Below are 17,118 nucleotides of genomic sequence, written 5' to 3'. Positions count from 1 at the left end.
AAGATCGGCGTGTTAGCGTTTTCTCATCGTGCAGGGCTCATAACCCATCGCGTGCAGACGCCCCGCCACCATGCCGATCTTTGCCGGTATGTCGCGCACATGCTGCAAGGCCAGCGACTTCGCAGCGGCAATGGCCGCAGAGGCGCAGACCACGGCATCTTCCGCCGCATTATGGTGGACGAAGCGAAGCTGCAAATGATGGGCAATGATGTTGAGCTTGTGCGACGGCAGCGACGGCCAGACGCGCTGTGCCATCTTCACGCTGCAGAAGTAAGAGAGCGACGGATAGCTCTGGCGGTACTTGTCGAAGCTCGCACGCATGACGCTGAAATCGAAGGCCGCGTTATGGGCAATCATCGTCGCTTCACGAAACTCGTCGACAAACTCTTCCATGACTTCGGGAAATTCAGGCGCATCTTCCACATCGGCCGGGCGAATGCCATGCACCGCAATGTTGAAGTGGGAAAATCGCATCTCCTTCGGTCGAATCAGCCGCTCTTCCACCCGCGTGATTACGCCATCCTCGATCCATGCCAGCCCGACGGAACAGGCGCTGCCACGCTCTTCATTGGCGGTTTCAAAATCGATGGCGATTGTTTTCAAGAGGCGATTCCCGGTGCGTTGCAAACGGCATAGAACAAAATGGCTTGGAAATGAACCACCAGGCAAGAAACGGGTGGGAACGACAACCTCCCCAGCTTAGAACCCGATAACGCGATGGGGGTGATCGAGATGAGCGTACACAGCCGAATGAATGCAACGGAATGGGCAATGCTGGTCGCGCTCTCTATCCTCTGGGGCGGCTCCTTCTTCTTTGTCGGCATCGCGGTCAAGGAACTGCCACCGATCACCATCGTCACGCTGCGGGTCACCATCGCCGCGCTCGCGCTTCTCACTGTCTGCCGTGTCCTCGGCTACAGCCTGCCACGAAAGCCGGAGGTGCTGCGCGCCTTCCTGATCATGGGCCTCCTCAACAACATTATCCCCTTCTCCATGATCGTCTGGGGGCAGACCCATATTGCCAGCGGCGTCGCCTCTATTCTCAACGCCACGACGCCGCTCTTCACCGTGCTTGTCGCCCATATGATGACGACCGATGAGAAGCTCAGCGCCAACAAGCTTGCCGGCGTCATCATCGGCTTTGTCGGCGTCGCGACCATGATCGGTCCTGCGGCACTCACAGGTGAGCGCTCGAGCCTCTGGGGTCAACTTGCCATCCTCGGTGCTGCCATCTCCTACGCCTTCGCGGGTATTTTCGGACGGCGGTTCAAGGCCATGGGCGTGCCGCCCCTGGTGACGGCCACAGGCCAGATCTCCGCCTCAAGCCTCGTCCTCATCCCCGTTGCACTCCTTGTCGACCAGCCCTGGACGCTTGCCATGCCGAGCGGCGAAACATGGGCCGCCCTCTTCGGCATTGCGCTTCTTTCCACCGCACTCGCCTATCTCATCTTCTTCCGCATTCTCTCTTCGGCGGGCGCGACGAACCTTGCGCTCGTTACCTTTCTCATTCCGGTCAGCGCCATCGTCCTCGGCTCGCTGGTCCTGGGAGAACAGCTGGCCCTGAAGCACTTTATCGGCATGGCAATGATCGCCGCCGGTCTCGTCGCCATCGACGGACGGCTGTTGCAGCGCAAGTCCTTCAAGACTTGACAGCACCGACCGGCCACCGCATCCTGCGGCCATGATCGCAAAGACCAACACAATGATGCTTACCGTGGGGACCACCGGCGCGCCGGTGGACGGTGGAGCCTTGTGTGGAGCCTTTTCGCGATAGGTCTCGCGATCATTCCACCGAAGCCCTGCCGAAGCAGCAGGGCAACAGAATGCACCTGCTCTTCCGATTGAAAGGAAACAGCATGTCGCAATCCCAGGAACCACCCTCACCCGCCGATTTTTCCCTCGATGATGTTATCATTCGCGGCATTCGCCCGGATGATGCCGAGGCTCTGACAGAAGTGCTGAACATGCCGGGCGTGCGCCACGGCACGCTGCGCCAGCCCTTCCAGAGCGTGGCCCACACCCGCAAACACATTGAATCCCTGACACCCGCCGATATCGTCATCGCTGCCGAGTGGCGCGGCCGGCTTCTCGGCAATGCCGGTCTTCACGCCCAGCGCGGCCGCCGACGACACGCTGCGTCGCTCGGGCTTGGCATCCACGATGATTTTACCGGCAAGGGCCTCGGAACGCTCTTCATCAAAACCCTACTGGACGCGGCCGATAACTGGCACGATCTCAAACGGATCGAACTCAACGTCTTCACCGACAACGCGCCCGCCATTCGGCTTTACGAGAAGTTTGGTTTCGAGAAGGAAGGCACGATGCGCCAATACGCTCTTCGAAATGGCGTCTATGCCGACTGCTATCTGATGGCGAGGCTTCGTTAAGACCCACTGTGCTCCAGGTGGTCATCCACCACGTTGCGAATGGTCCTGCGTGACCATTCGCTCAGTCTCGCGTCTCGTTCCCGCTCCGCCGCAAGCACGATCATCGCCTTCCACAGCGCCCAACCGCGACCGCGTTGCCATGTCTCAGCATCGAGGGGAAGCGCCTGCCTGAAAACGGCGCGGCTTTGGGCATCGAGCACATTCCAGGCTATGATGAGATCGGAAGCGGGATCGCCGACACCTGAACTGCCGAAATCGATGACGGCGGAAAGCCGCCCGGCTTGCATCAAAAGATTGCCCTCGGCGATGTCGCCATGCACCCAGACCGGCCTGCCCTGCCAGCGGCTTTTGAGAGCGACCTCCCAGATCTCCCGCGCGAGGCCTGCATCCACCTCATCGCTCACCGCCTCAATCGCGGCCCGCGCTTCCGCATCATAGACCAGCAGTGAACCGCCGCGGTGGAAGTTGTGTGCGCCCGCAGGCGGCCCGTTGCTGGCATCGACGGCATGAAGCACGCTCAGGAATGCCGCGACATCACGGGCCAGTTGCACCAGATCAGTACCGGGCAATTGCAGCGCCAGTGGCTCACCGTCCAGCCAGCGATAGACGGACCACGGAAACGGATAGTCATGCGATGGCTTGCCCTTCGCCAGTGGCTCCGGGATGGGCAGCGGCAGGCGCTTTGCAAGATATGGCAGCCAGCGATGTTCCTTTTCCACCTGAGGAACGTAGCCCGCAGCGCTCGGCAGGCGCACCAGCATCGCCTCGCCCAGACGGAAGCTGCGATTGTCCCAGCCGCTATGACGCACAGAACAGACCGGTAGATCGGCCCACTGCGGAAACTGCTCGGCAATCAGCCGCGCCACTGTCTCTATCGACACATCCAGCCGATCGCTCATAAGGCCCCCTAAGGCTTTAGCCAGACCGACCGGATGACGTCAGCATCGTCACCCGCCGATCAAAGCCAACCACTCATCCTCATCCATGGTCTGCACGCCAAGCTCGCGTGCCTTGTCGAGTTTCGATCCCGCACCGGGACCCGCCACGACGATATCGGTTTTCTTCGACACCGAGCCTGCGACCTTGGCGCCAAGGCTTTCGGCCCGCGCCTTTGCCTCGTCGCGGGTGAATTTTTCCAGCGAGCCGGTGAAGACCACCGTCTTTCCAGCCACAGGACTTCCCTCCGTCGATGGCTTATCCGCCTCCTTCGGGCGAAGCTCCTTCATCAACCGGTCAATGACATCGAGATTGCGCGGCTCCTTGTAGAACTCCACAATGGCGCGCGCCACCACTTCACCGATGCCATCGATGCTGTTGAGTTCATTCCAGGCGTCGCCGGACGAATCAGCGGCAGCCTTCATCGACTCCTCGAAATGCGCATAGGTGCCATAGCTGCGGGCCAGAAGCTTCGCGGTCGTCTCTCCCACATGGCGAATGCCGAGCGCAAAAATGAGCCGGTGCAGATCGATCTCGCGCCTGGCATCGATGGCATCGAACAGCTTCTTGACGCTGACCTTGCCGAAACCATCGATATTCTCAAGCCTGGTCAGGTGACTCTGCTCCTGCCGTTCTTTCAGCGTGAAGATATCGGGAGCGGTCTTGATCGACAGCGCGGGATCTTCGCTCTCGAAGAAGAACTCGATCTGCTTGGTGCCGAGCCCCTCAATGTCAAAGGCATTGCGCGAGACGAAGTGCTTAAGGTGCTCCACCGCCTGCGCCCGGCAGACAAAGCCGCCGGTGCAGCGTGTGACCGAGTCGAGCTTGCCGGTCTTCTCATTGCGCTCGCGCACCGCATGGCTGCCGCAGACAGGACATTTTTTGGGAAACTCGTAAGGCTTGAGATTGTCGGGGCGCCTTTCCAGAACGACATCCAGAACCTGCGGAATGACATCGCCAGCGCGCTGGACGATGACGGTGTCGCCAATGCGGATATCATGCTCCTCCGGTCGGATGCGCTCACCGTGATTGCCGATCCCCTCGATGTAATCGGCATTGTGTAGGGTGGCGTTCGTCACCACCACACCGCCAACGGTAATCGGCGTCAGCCGCGCAACCGGCGTCAGCGCGCCAGTGCGACCGACCTGAATGTCGATCGCCTCGACGGTGGTAAAAGCCTGCTCGGCGGGAAACTTATGCGCCGTTGCCCAGCGGGGGCTGCGCGAGCGAAAGCCGAGACGTTCCTGCAGATCAAGCTCATCGACCTTATAGACGACGCCGTCGATATCGTAATCGAGGTCCGGTCGCGCAATCCCGATTTCATGATAGTGCTCAAGCAGTTGCGCGGCTGAAGTGAATCTCTTCATCAACGGGTTCACCGGAAAACCCCAGTCGCGGAATTCTTCGACAATGCCATGCTGCGTGTCGGCAATGCGCGTCGGCTGCCCGCCATTGGAGACCTCACCCAGCGCATAGGCGAAGAACTTCAGCTTGCGCCGTGCGGTGACAATCGGATCGAGCTGGCGCAACGATCCGGACGCCGTGTTGCGCGGATTGACGTAGGTCTGCTTGCCCTCCGCCTCCATCTGCGCATTCAGCGCCAGAAAGTCGCTTTTGGCCATATAGACTTCGCCACGCACTTCCACCACTTCCGGAACCCCGGCGGGAAGCTCGTTTGGGATTTCCTTGATGGTGCGGATATTGGCGGTGACATTCTCACCCGTCGTGCCATCGCCACGCGTCGCCGCCGTCGCCAGCCTGCCACGCTCATAGCGAATGGACATGGAAAGCCCATCGATTTTCGGCTCGGCGGTGAAGGCAATCGAGTCATCCGGCAGCCGCCCGAGGAAGCGGTAGACCGACGCGACGAAGTCGGCGACATCCTCGTCCGAAAAGGTGTTGTCGAGCGACAGCATCGGGCGCGCATGAACGATGGGCGCAAAAGTCGGCAGCGGCGCAAAGCCCACCTTTTTCGATGGGCTGTCGGCGCGCACCATTGCCGGAAAAGCCGCCTCGATCGCATCGTTGCGCCGTTTCAGCGCATCATACTCTGCGTCCGAAACCTCCGGCTGATCCTTGCCGTGATAGAGCGCATCGTGCCGCGCAATTTCCGCCGCGAGAAATGCAAGCTCGGAAGACGCTTCAAGCTCGGTCAGGTTTTCGACGGGTGTCTGGTCGTTCGACATGGCGGCCTCATTCGGGAATCTGCCTGAGCTTTTATCCAATTATTGGAGCTGGCGAAACGGCCCCTTTTCATCAGGACGGAATCGATTACTCTGAACATCCGGATAATCCCTCTGTTCCGGAGCCGCCCATGGACATGACGACCCTGATTGCCTTCGCCGCTGCCTTCTTCGTCTTCGCAGCCAGTCCCGGCCCCGACAATATGACCATCGTTGCGCGAACCATCACCCATGGCGCGCCCTCCGGCATCGCCTATGGGCTTGGTACCGTTGCAGGCATTCTGATCTTCCTAACGCTGGCCGCCTTTGGTCTGTCGCTGATCGCGCAGGAAATGGGCGTCGCCATGACGGTCCTACGCTATGGCGGTGCGGCCTATCTGATCTGGATGGGGGTGAAGATGTGGACGGCGCCAGCGGTCGTACCGCAGCTTCAGCCCGTGAGTGAGAGACGTGGCCTCTTCTCCATCTTCCTCACTGGCTTCGTCCTCAATCTCGGCAATCCGAAGATGCCGCTCTTCTATGTCGCGCTCCTGCCCAATATCGTCGGTGCATCGCTGACCGTGGATCATCTGGCAGCGCTCGCCGCCGTCATCCTCTGCGTCGAGGTGGTGGTGATCGGCGGGCACGTGCTGCTTGCGGTGAGAGCACGAAAGCTGCTGCGCTCGGAACGCATCGTTCGCCGCGTCAACCGCGTGGCGGGGGGCGTTATGATCGGCTCCGGCGTGGCTGTTGCGGCCAGCCGCTGAAACGAGCGAAGCGATCATGGTCGTCAAAAGGATCATCGCCAATATCGCCGCCCCGGATGTCAAAGCCGCCCAAGCCTTCTATGGCGATATCCTCAGCCTCGACCTTGCCATGGACCATGGCTGGATCGTCACCTTTGCAGCGCCCGTGATCGAGGCGCGACCACAAGTGAGCATCGCGACGCAAGGCGGATCAGGAACCCCCGTCCCGGATTTGTCGATTGAGGTTGACGATCTTGAGGAGGTGCTTCGGCGCGTGAAAGCGGCAGGCCTGAAGCTCGAATACGGCCCTGCCCGTGAGCCATGGGGCGTGAAGCGCATCTACCTCCGTGATCCCTTCGGCCGGCTGATCAATATCTTGTCTCACGAAGAAGAGGGTTGAGAGCGCCCTCCAACTGTACGTTTTAGGACGCAGATATAGCATCTTCTTCACACGAATACTTAAGACTACCCGGCTAGATTGTCCGCAAAAATCACGGAGAAAAGGCGGACATGTCGACAAAATGTGAAGGTTGCCGCGACGGCAAAGACCTCGACTTCCCATTCTCGATGGCATTTCAGCCTATCTTCGACGTCAACACCGGCGTGGTGTTTGCCAATGAAGCGTTGGTGCGTGGCCCAAATGGCGAGGGTGCGGGAACGGTTCTATCAAAGGTCGACGAGAGCAACCGATATACGTTCGATCAGCAATGTCGCGTCAAGGCGATTGAGCTCGCCGCGCGGCTATTCGATCCGACGGATACCACCAAGCTTTCCATCAACTTCATGCCGAACGCCGTCTATGAACCGCGCGCCTGCATCCGCCTGACGCTGGCAACCGCCATGAAGACCGGCTTCCCGCTGAACCGCATCATTTTCGAGTTCACAGAAACGGAAAAGCTGGACTCGGTGCATGTGCTGAACATCCTGCGCACCTACCGGGACATCGGCTTCATGACAGCGATTGACGATTTTGGTGCAGGTTATTCCGGCCTCAACCTTCTCACCCATTTCCAGCCCGATATCGTCAAGCTCGACATGGACTTGATCCGCGGCATCGATCGCGATCCGGTCAGACGCGTGATCCTGCGCAACACGCTGAACATGCTGGCCGATCTGAACATCACGCCGCTTTGCGAGGGCGTCGAAACAGCTGACGAACTTGCGGCACTCCGCGACCTTGGCGTCAACCTGATGCAGGGATATCTCCTGGCAAAGCCCGCTTTCGAATCCGTAACCGTGCCCAGCACGATCGCGGATGTGCTGGCACCTGCCGCATAATTTTAAAGGAAGCTTCGATCGATAGCTCAGTCCTGTGCGGCCAGCAGTCGCGCAGCAGCCGCCCTCGCCTCATCCGTCACCGACGCACCGGCGAGCATGCGCGCAATCTCTTCGGTGCGATGTTCCGGCTGCATGGTCGCAACGCGGGTCGCGATCCGCTCGGTGCCATCGCCCGCCGGTCCCTTGGCGATCAGCAGATGGGTTGAGGCACGTGCTGCCACCTGTGGCGCATGGGTGACCGACAAGACCTGAACTGTCTTTGATAGCCGCTTCAGCCGCTGGCCAATGGCATCCGCCACCGCACCACCCACGCCGGTGTCGATTTCATCGAAGACCAGTGTCGGGGCCGAACCGCGATCGGCAAGCGCCACTTTCAACGCCAGCAGGAAGCGTGAAAGCTCGCCGCCGGACGCCACCTTCATGATCGGGCCAGGTCGGGTGCCGGGGTTGGTCTGAACGTGGAATTCGACCACATCGATACCGTCTGCTGTGGCTGACGAGGCATCGCTCGTGACTTCCACGGTAAAGCGCGCCCGCTCCAGCTTCAAGGCCGGAAGCTCCGCCATCACCGCCTCGGACAGTGCCGCGGCCGCATTGCGCCGCTTGTCGGAAAGCGACAGTGCCGCTCGGTCGAAATCGGCCTTCACGACGCCGAGCTGCGCTTCGAGCTTCGCCAGCTTCTCTTCGCCGGCATCCAGATCGGCAAGATCCGTCACCATGCGCTCGGCGAGCGCTGGAAGATCGCTTACGGGAACGGAATATTTGCGGCCCGCAGCGCGAAGGGCAAAGAGACGCTCTTCGACGCGCTCCAACTCGCGCGGATCGAACTCGGTCCGGCGAAGCGCCGCTTCCACTTCCATCTGCGCATTGGAAAGATTGTCGAGCGCGGCGTCGAGCAGTTGCACCGTGTCTTCAAGCAGACCCGGAGCCTCATGGCTCTTGCGCTCCAGCCGCCGCATCATCGAGGCGATGATCGGCACAGGCGAGGCATTGCCGTTCAGGAATTCGCTGGCCTCGGCGATATCGCCGGCAATGCGTTCGGATTTCTGCATCACAGAACGGCGTTCCGCCAGTTCTTCCTCCTCGCCATCGCGAGGAGAAAGCGCTTCCAACTCTTCGACGGACGAGCGCAGATAATCCGCCTCTCGGGCAGCCGCCTCCACCTTGGCGCGGTGCACCTTCAAGCCGCGCTCGGCGTCCTTCCAGGTGCGGTAAAGGGCTTGAACGGAGGTAACCTCATCGCTGAGGCCTGCAAAGGCATCGAGAAGCGCACGGTGCGCATTGGTGTCCACCAGTGCCCGATCGTCATGCTGCCCGTGAATTTCCACCAGATGCTGGCCAAGCTGGCGCATCATCTGTACCGACACGGCCTGATCGTTCACATAGGCCTTGGTGCGCCCATCGGCGGATTGCACGCGACGAAAGATCAGATCGCCATCATCGTCGAGACCGTTTTCGCGCAGCAGCAGGCGCGCAGGATGATCCATGCCAACTTCGAAAGTGGCCGTCACCTGCCCCTTATCTTCGCCATGGCGCACGAGACCGCCATCGCCACGCCCACCAAGGGCAAGCGACAGGCTGTCGAGAAGAATGGATTTACCGGCGCCGGTTTCGCCGGTCAGCACGGAGAGACCGGCCTCGAACCCAAGGTCGAGCCGTTCGATCAGAACGATGTCGCGGATCGAAAGCTGGACCAGCATGGGAACGCCTTTGCCTTACGCTCCGATCAGCTTCTTGCCGGCGCGGGAAATCCAGGATTCGCGGTTTTCACGCGGCTCCAGACCCTGGCCCTTCAAGAGCTTGTAGGAATCGGCATACCATTGGCTGTCCGGGTAGTTGTTGCCGAGAACGGCAGCTGCCGTCTGGGCTTCATCCACCAGTCCCATGGCGTAATAGGCTTCTGTGAGACGTGCGAGCGCCTCTTCGATCTGGTTGGTGTTCTGGTACTGCTCCACGACGATGCGGAAGCGGGACACAGCAGCCAGATATTCCTTGCGCTCAAGATAGTAGCGACCGACCTGCATTTCGCGACCGGCAAGCTGGTCACGCGCGAAGCGGATCTTCGCCTGCGCATCGGCGACATATTCCGAATTCGGATAGTCGTTGACCACCTTGCTCATCGCTTCGATGGTACGTTGCGCAGCGCGCTGGTCCTGCGTCACGTCGGCGATCTGCTTGGAGTAAGCAAGACCAATCATGTACTGAACGTAGGCTGCGTCTTTGGCGCGCGGATATTGCTTGAGGAAGCGCTGACCGGATGTGATCGCTGCTTCGTTTTTGTTCTGACGCGTGGCGATGAAGGTGTTCATCACCAGAGCCTTCTGGCCCCACTCGGTAAACGGGTACTGCTTATCGATCGCGGTGAACTTGCGACCGGCTTCCGTCATGTTGCCCTTGTTCATATTGGCAAGCGCCTGGCGGTAAAGCACATCCGGCGGATCGGTTTCAACGCCGAGCTTGGTAATGTCAATATCGGGATCGGACTGGCAGGCAGTGACCAGCGTTCCGGCGCCAAGCAGCATCAGCGATACGAGCCCAACCCGCACCGTTCCATTCATTGCACCAGACCCAACACGCTTCATTCGACAGTTCCCACTTCCCGCGTCACTACAGAGCTTAGGCTTTCGCAGGCGGTTCTAGCCGCAAAAGCACCAGCAGGGCAACGCAATGATGACGCATTAACGCATTTTTATGGCAGGCTCACGCATCAAACGCGATAATCCCGGCCTCCACCCTTGCAACTCCTATTAGAGCGTTTCCTTTTTAAATGGAAGCGTTCTGCCGGAGCAGATTTCCTTTGCGCCGAAGGTGACTACCTAAGAGCGTACCCACAGGTACAGAAAAGCCGATCACCGTGGCCGCGGCAAACAATTCCCCGACAAACCACCCTCACCTCGGGAAACTCTCTGACGGTTGTCATCGCTTTTGCCAGCCTCCCATCTGGCAACGCCACCGCCCTTCGGCAGCACTCGATCACGCCTCAGCACGGACAAAAGAGAAAAGGCTGCCTGGAGGACAGCCTTTATGAAAAGTCGAATAGAATTATGATCTTATGCGGACCAGGGCGCAAATTCCGACTGGTTGATCGCCACGAATTCACGCGCACGAACGACCGGCTGACGCGCGGCAGGCGCTTCGACGATCTCATAGGCGGTCGGGTCGCTAAGAAGCGCCTTCAGCGCGTTCGCATTGACCTTGTGACCGCCGCGATAGGAACGGTAGCAGCCGATGAATTGTGCGCCGGCGAGCGCCAGATCGCCAACGGCGTCGAGCGTCTTGTGACGGACGAACTCTTCCTTCTCGTAGCGCAGGCCTTCCATATTGATGACCGTATGGTCGTCGGAGATGACAACCGAATTTTCCAGCGAGGAGCCAAGCGCGTAACCGGCAGCCCACAGGCGCTCCACATCACGCATGAAGCCAAAGGTGCGAGCACGCGAAAGCTCGTTCTTGAACGTCTCAGCCGTCAGGTCGCCCTTCCAGGTCTGGCGACCGATCAGCGGCGTATCAAAATCGATTTCGACTTCGAAGCGCGTACCATCATATGGGCGGAACTCCGCCCAGGACGCGCCAGCATCGATGCGAACCGGCTTGATGACGCGGATGTAGCGGCGCTTCACGCCAAGATTGACGATGCCAACCGATTCGATCGCTTCGATGAACGGTGCGGAGCTGCCATCCATGATCGGCACTTCCGGACCGTCGACTTCAACGATCAGGTTGTCGATGCCCATCGCGTAGATGCCGGCCATAACATGTTCAACGGTTGCAACGGACTGTGCGGGTGAACGACCGATCACGGTGCAAAGATCGGTGTTGCCGACATTGGCAGAAACCGCCTTCACTTCCACCACGGTACCGTTCTCCAGCGTGCGGCTGAAGACGATGCCCGTTCCGGCTTCCGCCGGCTGAAACGTCATGGAAGCCGGGTTGCCCGAATGCACGCCGATACCCTTGAGTTGAACAGGGTTGGCGATAGTTGTCTGAAAACCGAGCAATCCGATGGTCATGCGTATCAAGCCTTTTCATGTGACCCCGCCAGCAATGCCGGCTTGGTCCGAAGTCAAAAGAGGGGAAATGAAGCGCTCACGGAGACGTTATTTCCCATTCCCATGTTCTTACATACGCACACTGCAGCGCCATCACAAATCACTGTTGATTTCGCTTTGTTACAGACCCAAGCATTTGAAAGAATTGAGAGAAGCACCCTCGCACCGAGGCGGTGAAACACGAATACCCGGGCCTTTTAGACCCGGGTATTCGCTTAACGCAGAATCGCCTGATCGGTTCACCGACCGGCTATCCGATCAGTTCGACTGACGGCGCAGGAAGGCCGGAATTTCGAGCTGATCGTCTTCGTGATGGCTGGCAGAAGCCGGCGACTGGCGACCATGGTCATCCAGGTTGCCGCGACGCGGTGCGTACATGCTCGCTTCCGGAGACATCGGACGGCGCTGCTGCGGAGCGAGGCTCGGAGCATCCATCATATCGGAAGGAACAGTTTCTTCTTCATCGCGACGGCCGAGCGAATTTGTGATTCGCTTCAGCAGTCCCATGGGGCCGCGCTCTTCAGGTGCTGCGTGAGCAACCTGTGCACGGTGATCCATTTCAGCCTTCACCACTGGCGGAAAGTCCTCGACCTTTGGCATGCGAACCGGCTCCGGCTGGCGCGCGACAGGAGCTGGTTCATGATAAACCTGAGCCTGTGGCTGTGCCATGCGCGGAGCCGGCGCTGCGACCTGCTCCGGAGCGTGGTATACAGGTGCCGGAGCAGCCTGAACCGGTGCTGCGGGGCGAGCAACGACCGGCGCTTCGGCCGGAGCAGATGCGAACAGCTTGCTCTGTGGGCGGAACTCGGCTTCTGCCTGTGCCTGGCGCAACTGCTGTTCAGCAGCGGCCAGAGCGAGTTCGCGCTCCATATCGACTTCCGCAGCGCGGATGGTCTGAGCAATCGGATCTACGGACTTTGGTGCCTGCATAACTGGGGCAGGCTGAACTGCGGCCGGAGCGGATGCAACGGCCGCGGAGGGACGGATAACGGGCTTTGCTGCTGCAGCGGCGGCTGCACGCATCTCGGCGATGTTCTTTTCCATCTGGCCCGGTACACGGTCGATGCCGGTGGCAACGACGGAGACGCGGATGAGGCCTTCGAGCGCTTCGTCGAAAGTCGCGCCGAGGATGATGTTGGCATCCGGATCGACTTCTTCGCGAATACGCGTTGCAGCTTCGTCGACTTCGAAGAGGGTCAGGTCGCGACCACCGGTGATGGAGATCAGGAGGCCCTGTGCGCCCTTCATCGAGGTTTCGTCGAGCAGCGGGTTGGCAATTGCCGCTTCCGCAGCCTGCATTGCGCGGCCTTCGCCGGACGCTTCACCCGTACCCATCATTGCGCGGCCCATTTCGCGCATGACCGAGCGAACGTCGGCGAAGTCGAGGTTGATGAGACCTTCCTTCACCATCAGGTCGGTGATGCAGGCAACGCCGGAATAGAGAACCTGGTCGGCCATCGCGAAGGCATCGGCAAAGGTCGTCTTGTCGTTGGCAATGCGGAAGAGGTTCTGGTTCGGAATGACGATCAGCGTATCGACAGACTTCTGCAGCTCTTCGATGCCCTGTTCGGCCAGACGCATGCGGCGTCCACCTTCAAAATGGAACGGCTTGGTAACAACCCCGACCGTCAGGATGCCCTTGTTGCGGGCAGCCTGAGCAACGACCGGAGCCGCACCCGTGCCCGTGCCGCCGCCCATGCCGGCGGTGACGAAGCACATGTGGGTGCCATTCAGGTGGTCGATGATTTCATCGATGCACTCTTCGGCAGCAGCGCGACCGACTTCCGGCTGAGAACCCGCGCCGAGACCTTCGGTGACGTTGACGCCGAGCTGGATCACCCGGTCGGCCTTCGTCATCGTCAGGGCCTGCGCGTCAGTGTTGGCGACGACGAAATCGACGCCCTGCAGACCTGCCGTGATCATGTTATTGACAGCGTTACCGCCACCGCCGCCAACACCGAAAACGGTGATGCGTGGCTTCAGCTCGGTGATATCCGGCTTTTGCAGCTGTATTGTCATTTTACCATTCCTTCTTTTGATGGCCGGCAACGCCCCGCTGGCCAATTTCTTTGAACTTCACTCATTCCTCTTCCGTGATACGCAGGAAAAGGATCAGAAACTTTCTTTCAGCCACTGCCCCACACGGGCGATCCGCCCGCTGCCCATTCCAAACGGCGAGAACATTCCGCTCTGCGCCGCGTGAATTTCAATGTCCGCGATCTGCGGATAGATCATCAATCCGCAAGCCGTGGAAAAGGCCGGGCCCTTGGCCGCAACCGGCAGGCCCGCCACGCCCATCGGACGACCGATGCGCACATTGCGAGCCAGAATGCGACGCGCCGTTTCCGGCAGACCGGTGAGCTGGCTTGCGCCACCCGTCAGCACCACGCGCTTGCCCACGATCGGGCTGAAACCGGACTTCTGGATACGGTCGCGGATCAGTTCGAGCGTCTCTTCGATGCGAGCGCGAATGATGCGACTGACCAGAGCCTTCGAAACCTGCGATGGCTGATCGCGATCGTCCTCGCCAATCGGCGGAACGGCGATCATCTCGCGATCGTCCACGCCACCATTGGCAAGCGAGGAACCGTGAACGACCTTCAGACGCTCGGCATCCTCGATGCGCGTGGAAAGACCACGTGCGAGGTCGGTGGTGACGTGATGACCGCCAAGACCGATAGCATCGGTGTGAACCAGGCGACCTTCGGCAAAAACCGAAATCGTCGTGGTGCCGCCGCCCATGTCGATGGCAGCACATCCGAGTTCGACTTCGTCATCCACAAGTGCCGCAAGACCGCTGGCATAAGGGGTTGCAACGATGCCTTCGACCGACAGATGCGCGCGGTTGATGCAGAGCTCGAGGTTCTTCAGCGCCGTGCGCTCAGCGGTGACAACATGCATGTCCACGCCCAGAAGGTCGCCATACATGGAAAGCGGATCGCGAATGCCACGCTCGCCATCCAGCGAATAGCCGGTCGGCAGCGAGTGGAGGATTGCACGGTCCTGGCGCAGCGACTGCTGGCTTGCGGCAATCAGAACCTTGCGAAGATCGCCAGCTTCCACTTCCTGGCCGCCGAGATCGATGGAGGCGGTGTAGATGTCGCTTGCCAGACGGCCAGCCGAAACATTGACGATCAGGCTGTCGACGGTCAGACCCGCCATCCGCTCGGCCGCATCGACCGCAAGACGAATGACGCCTTCCAGCGCGTCGAGATCGGCGATCACGCCGGATTTCACGCCACGCGAGCGCTGATGACCAATGCCGATCACATCCACTTTATGGGTGCGACCGGGCAGAACTTCGCTCTCCTGACGCGGCGTCAGGCGGCCGATCATGCAGACCACCTTGGTGGAGCCGATATCGAGAACGGAAACCACATGGTTGCGCTTCGACGACAAGGGCTTCAGGCGCGGAAGACCGAACTGAGAAGAACCGAACAAGCTCATGTGCTCTTCTCCGCTTTCTTGAGGGCTTTGCTGCGGGCGTCAACGGCGGTCTGGCGACGCTCGGCCGCACCTTCCGTCAACTGCACCGTGGTGCGGTCGGAAAGGCGCAGGTCAACGGCAGCGACATCGCGCGAGAGGATTTTCTGCTCCATATCGAGGCGAGCAAGAAGCTGCAGCGCCTTCGGCACATTTTCTTCCGGCAACTTGACGACGATACCGTTGTCGAGATGCAGATCCCAGCGACGACCGGCGACGCGCACATAAGCGCGAACGCGGTTGCGGATTTCCGGCCAGTCGGCCAACTCGTCGACGAAGCCCGCAGCGCCCGTTTCGGCGTCACGGCCGACGAAGAGCGGTAGACCGGCATATTTGTTGTCCCGCAACGGCGCAATCACGCTGCCGCTCTTTTCGATCAGCGACAGTTCCGAACCGTGCTGCCAGATGCCGAAAGCCTGGCGCTCCTTCAGACGAACTTCGATCGTCTTCGGATAGACCTTGCGAACTTCGACATCTTCAACCCAGGGAAGCTCGGTCAGCTTCTTGCGCGCTGCATTGACGTCAAGAGCGATCAGCGACGTCGCGCCATCGAGACCAAGAAGCTGAAAGACTTCGATCTCCGACGTCTGCAGATTGCCGGAGACCTTCACGTCTTCGACGGCAAAACCGGCAGCAGAGGTCGTCGCCTGAGCGACCAGTTCCGTGTGGCCACCAAGCGACATGCCATAGAGACCAACGGCGGAGAAGAATACCAGTGTCGAAGCCGTACCGGTGTGAGCTGGAATGTGAATGCGCCCGGTCGCAAGGCTGGCGCAAAAACGGAACACACGACGTAGCGGACGCGGAAGGACGAGGCGATCGTCCGCACCGACCGATGCGTTGTTCACACGTTTTTTAGCTGTCGATCTTTTGCCGTTTACCGCAAGCACGACGCGTCCTCCACCATCCACCGGACAAGCTCACCAAAGGAACGGCCCTGATGAGCCGCCATTTCGGGCACGAGGGAGGTTGGCGTCATGCCCGGCTGGGTATTGATCTCCAGCCAGATAAGTTCGCCATCTTCTGAGAAACGGTCGTCGTAGCGAAAATCCGAACGGCTCACGCCACGGCAGCCAATCACCTGATGCGCCATGACTGCCAATGATTGGATTTTTTGGTAAATATTCGGTGAAATTTCCGCCGGGATGACATGCTTTGAGCCACCCTTGGCGTATTTCGCGTCGTAATCGTAAAAATTATGGCCGAGCGGCACCACTTCCGTGACACCGAGGGCTTCGCCATTCATCACGCCGCAGGTCATTTCACGGCCATGAACATAGCGCTCGACCATGACCGAATCACCATAACGCCATTCGGTCGAGCCCAGCACTTGCGGAGGATGAGATTGATCTTCCTTGACGATGACGACACCGAAGCTCGAGCCTTCGCGGACCGGCTTGACGACGTAAGGCGTCGCCATCGGATGCTCCGAACCGATATCGAAACGGTTCATCAGCTTTTCAGCAGCAACAGGAATGCCGGCGGCAGCAGCAATCTTCTTGGACTGCGACTTGTTCATCGCCAGAGAAGACGCCGCGACACCAGAATGCGTATAGGGAATTTCAAGATATTCCAGGATGCCCTGGATCGTACCGTCTTCACCGAATGGGCCATGCAGCGCATTGAAGGCGACATCGGGCCGCAGATCCGCAAGAACGGCAGCGATGTTGCGGTCGACATCCACACGCGTGACCTTATAGCCCTCGCCTTCCAGCGCGGACGCGCAAGCCTCTCCCGACGAGAGGCTGACCGGCCGCTCCGCAGAAAACCCACCCATAAGAACAGCTACGTGCTTGCCGCTCATAAAAACCTCTAACACCTGAAATTTCAGACGAGGCACCGGAACCGGAATGGTTCGCGATTCTCTCGCCCGACCCGTACGAGCCACTTAAACGTCATTAAGGTTAACGAAGCGTTTACTTTCCTTAACCGAAACGGCCCGCGATGCGATTTTTGTTAAAGAATCACATGAGGCACGGATTCCTTCCTTGGAATCAGAGTGTTGCGGTCGATGCAAGATTCAGAATTTCAACCGGATCAAATAAAACCGTTGCGCGGAGTTTGAGCATCGGCATCG

At 59.7% G+C, this 17,118-nt stretch carries 15 protein-coding genes; 5 read left to right on the top strand and 10 right to left on the bottom strand.

Features of this window, described 5'->3' with window-relative positions; genetic code table 11:
* Positions 1–12 precede the first annotated feature (12 nt).
* Positions 13–603 carry a 3'-5' exonuclease gene (locus tag ACTJKV_RS07960; protein ID WP_062426538.1) on the bottom strand — a complete coding sequence of 197 codons (591 nt, stop codon included), beginning with the start codon at positions 601–603 and terminating at the stop codon, positions 13–15.
* A gap of 147 nt (positions 604–750) precedes the next feature.
* Here ACTJKV_RS07960 and ACTJKV_RS07955 point away from each other — a divergent pair, with 147 nt between their 5' ends.
* Positions 751–1,650: a DMT family transporter gene (locus ACTJKV_RS07955; protein ID WP_440598605.1), complete on the top strand. Its 900-nt coding sequence runs from the start codon at positions 751–753 to the stop codon at positions 1,648–1,650.
* A gap of 206 nt (positions 1,651–1,856) precedes the next feature.
* On the top strand, positions 1,857–2,387 hold the full coding sequence (locus ACTJKV_RS07950; protein WP_274102193.1) for a GNAT family N-acetyltransferase: 531 nt from the start codon (positions 1,857–1,859) through the stop codon (positions 2,385–2,387).
* Here the strand turns inward: ACTJKV_RS07950 and ACTJKV_RS07945 are convergent.
* Both ACTJKV_RS07945 and ligA read right to left on the bottom strand, forming a co-directional pair.
* On the bottom strand, positions 2,384–3,286 hold the full coding sequence (locus ACTJKV_RS07945; protein WP_274102192.1) for an aminoglycoside phosphotransferase family protein: 903 nt from the start codon (positions 3,284–3,286) through the stop codon (positions 2,384–2,386). The two genes, ACTJKV_RS07950 and ACTJKV_RS07945, sit on opposite strands and share 4 nt — an antisense overlap.
* A gap of 48 nt (positions 3,287–3,334) precedes the next feature.
* The gene (ligA, locus tag ACTJKV_RS07940; RefSeq protein WP_274102191.1) at positions 3,335–5,509 is read right to left on the bottom strand and encodes an NAD-dependent DNA ligase LigA; all 2,175 of its coding nucleotides are present in this window, start codon (positions 5,507–5,509) and stop codon (positions 3,335–3,337) included.
* A gap of 128 nt (positions 5,510–5,637) precedes the next feature.
* Between ligA and ACTJKV_RS07935 the strand changes: the two genes are divergently transcribed.
* The 3 genes from ACTJKV_RS07935 to ACTJKV_RS07925 all read left to right on the top strand — a co-directional run bounded on the left by ACTJKV_RS07935 (position 5,638) and on the right by ACTJKV_RS07925 (position 7,509).
* Positions 5,638–6,252: a LysE family translocator gene (locus ACTJKV_RS07935; RefSeq protein ID WP_333631556.1), complete on the top strand. Its 615-nt coding sequence runs from the start codon at positions 5,638–5,640 to the stop codon at positions 6,250–6,252.
* A gap of 16 nt (positions 6,253–6,268) precedes the next feature.
* Entirely contained in the window at positions 6,269–6,631 is a 363-nt protein-coding gene (locus tag ACTJKV_RS07930; protein ID WP_274102189.1) for a VOC family protein, read from the top strand.
* A 110-nt stretch (positions 6,632–6,741) separates the two neighbouring features.
* The gene (locus ACTJKV_RS07925; RefSeq protein WP_274102188.1) at positions 6,742–7,509 is read left to right on the top strand and encodes an EAL domain-containing protein; all 768 of its coding nucleotides are present in this window, start codon (positions 6,742–6,744) and stop codon (positions 7,507–7,509) included.
* A gap of 26 nt (positions 7,510–7,535) precedes the next feature.
* Here the strand turns inward: ACTJKV_RS07925 and recN are convergent, their stop codons facing one another.
* The 7 genes from recN to ACTJKV_RS07890 all read right to left on the bottom strand — a co-directional run bounded on the left by recN (position 7,536) and on the right by ACTJKV_RS07890 (position 16,845).
* Positions 7,536–9,209 carry a DNA repair protein RecN gene (recN, locus tag ACTJKV_RS07920; protein WP_274102187.1) on the bottom strand — a complete coding sequence of 558 codons (1,674 nt, stop codon included), beginning with the start codon at positions 9,207–9,209 and terminating at the stop codon, positions 7,536–7,538.
* A 15-nt stretch (positions 9,210–9,224) separates the two neighbouring features.
* On the bottom strand, positions 9,225–10,091 hold the full coding sequence (locus ACTJKV_RS07915) for an outer membrane protein assembly factor BamD (protein WP_062426531.1): 867 nt from the start codon (positions 10,089–10,091) through the stop codon (positions 9,225–9,227).
* Positions 10,092–10,559: 468 nt separating this feature from the next.
* Positions 10,560–11,519: a UDP-3-O-acyl-N-acetylglucosamine deacetylase gene (lpxC, locus tag ACTJKV_RS07910; protein WP_116492242.1), complete on the bottom strand. Its 960-nt coding sequence runs from the start codon at positions 11,517–11,519 to the stop codon at positions 10,560–10,562.
* A 297-nt stretch (positions 11,520–11,816) separates the two neighbouring features.
* The gene (gene ftsZ, locus ACTJKV_RS07905) at positions 11,817–13,577 is read right to left on the bottom strand and encodes a cell division protein FtsZ (RefSeq protein WP_274102186.1); all 1,761 of its coding nucleotides are present in this window, start codon (positions 13,575–13,577) and stop codon (positions 11,817–11,819) included.
* Between the two features lie 93 nt (positions 13,578–13,670).
* Complete coding sequence (ftsA, locus tag ACTJKV_RS07900; RefSeq protein WP_062426528.1) at positions 13,671–15,005, bottom strand: cell division protein FtsA; 1,335 nt, start codon at positions 15,003–15,005, stop codon at positions 13,671–13,673.
* Positions 15,002–15,931 carry a cell division protein FtsQ/DivIB gene (locus ACTJKV_RS07895; protein WP_162693843.1) on the bottom strand — a complete coding sequence of 310 codons (930 nt, stop codon included), beginning with the start codon at positions 15,929–15,931 and terminating at the stop codon, positions 15,002–15,004. Before ACTJKV_RS07895 ends, ftsA begins: the two co-directional genes overlap by 4 nt.
* Positions 15,919–16,845: a D-alanine--D-alanine ligase gene (locus tag ACTJKV_RS07890; RefSeq protein ID WP_062440555.1), complete on the bottom strand. Its 927-nt coding sequence runs from the start codon at positions 16,843–16,845 to the stop codon at positions 15,919–15,921. The genes ACTJKV_RS07895 and ACTJKV_RS07890 overlap by 13 nt, the downstream gene beginning before the upstream one ends.
* Between the last annotated feature and the right edge of the window lie 273 nt (positions 16,846–17,118).

Origin of the sequence: Agrobacterium sp. 22117 (assembly GCF_052045735.1) — a bacterium.
GTDB lineage: Bacteria > Pseudomonadota > Alphaproteobacteria > Rhizobiales > Rhizobiaceae > Agrobacterium > Agrobacterium cavarae.
The sequence above is the reverse complement of the archived record's forward strand: the minus strand, read 5'-3'. Positions and strand labels throughout refer to the sequence as shown.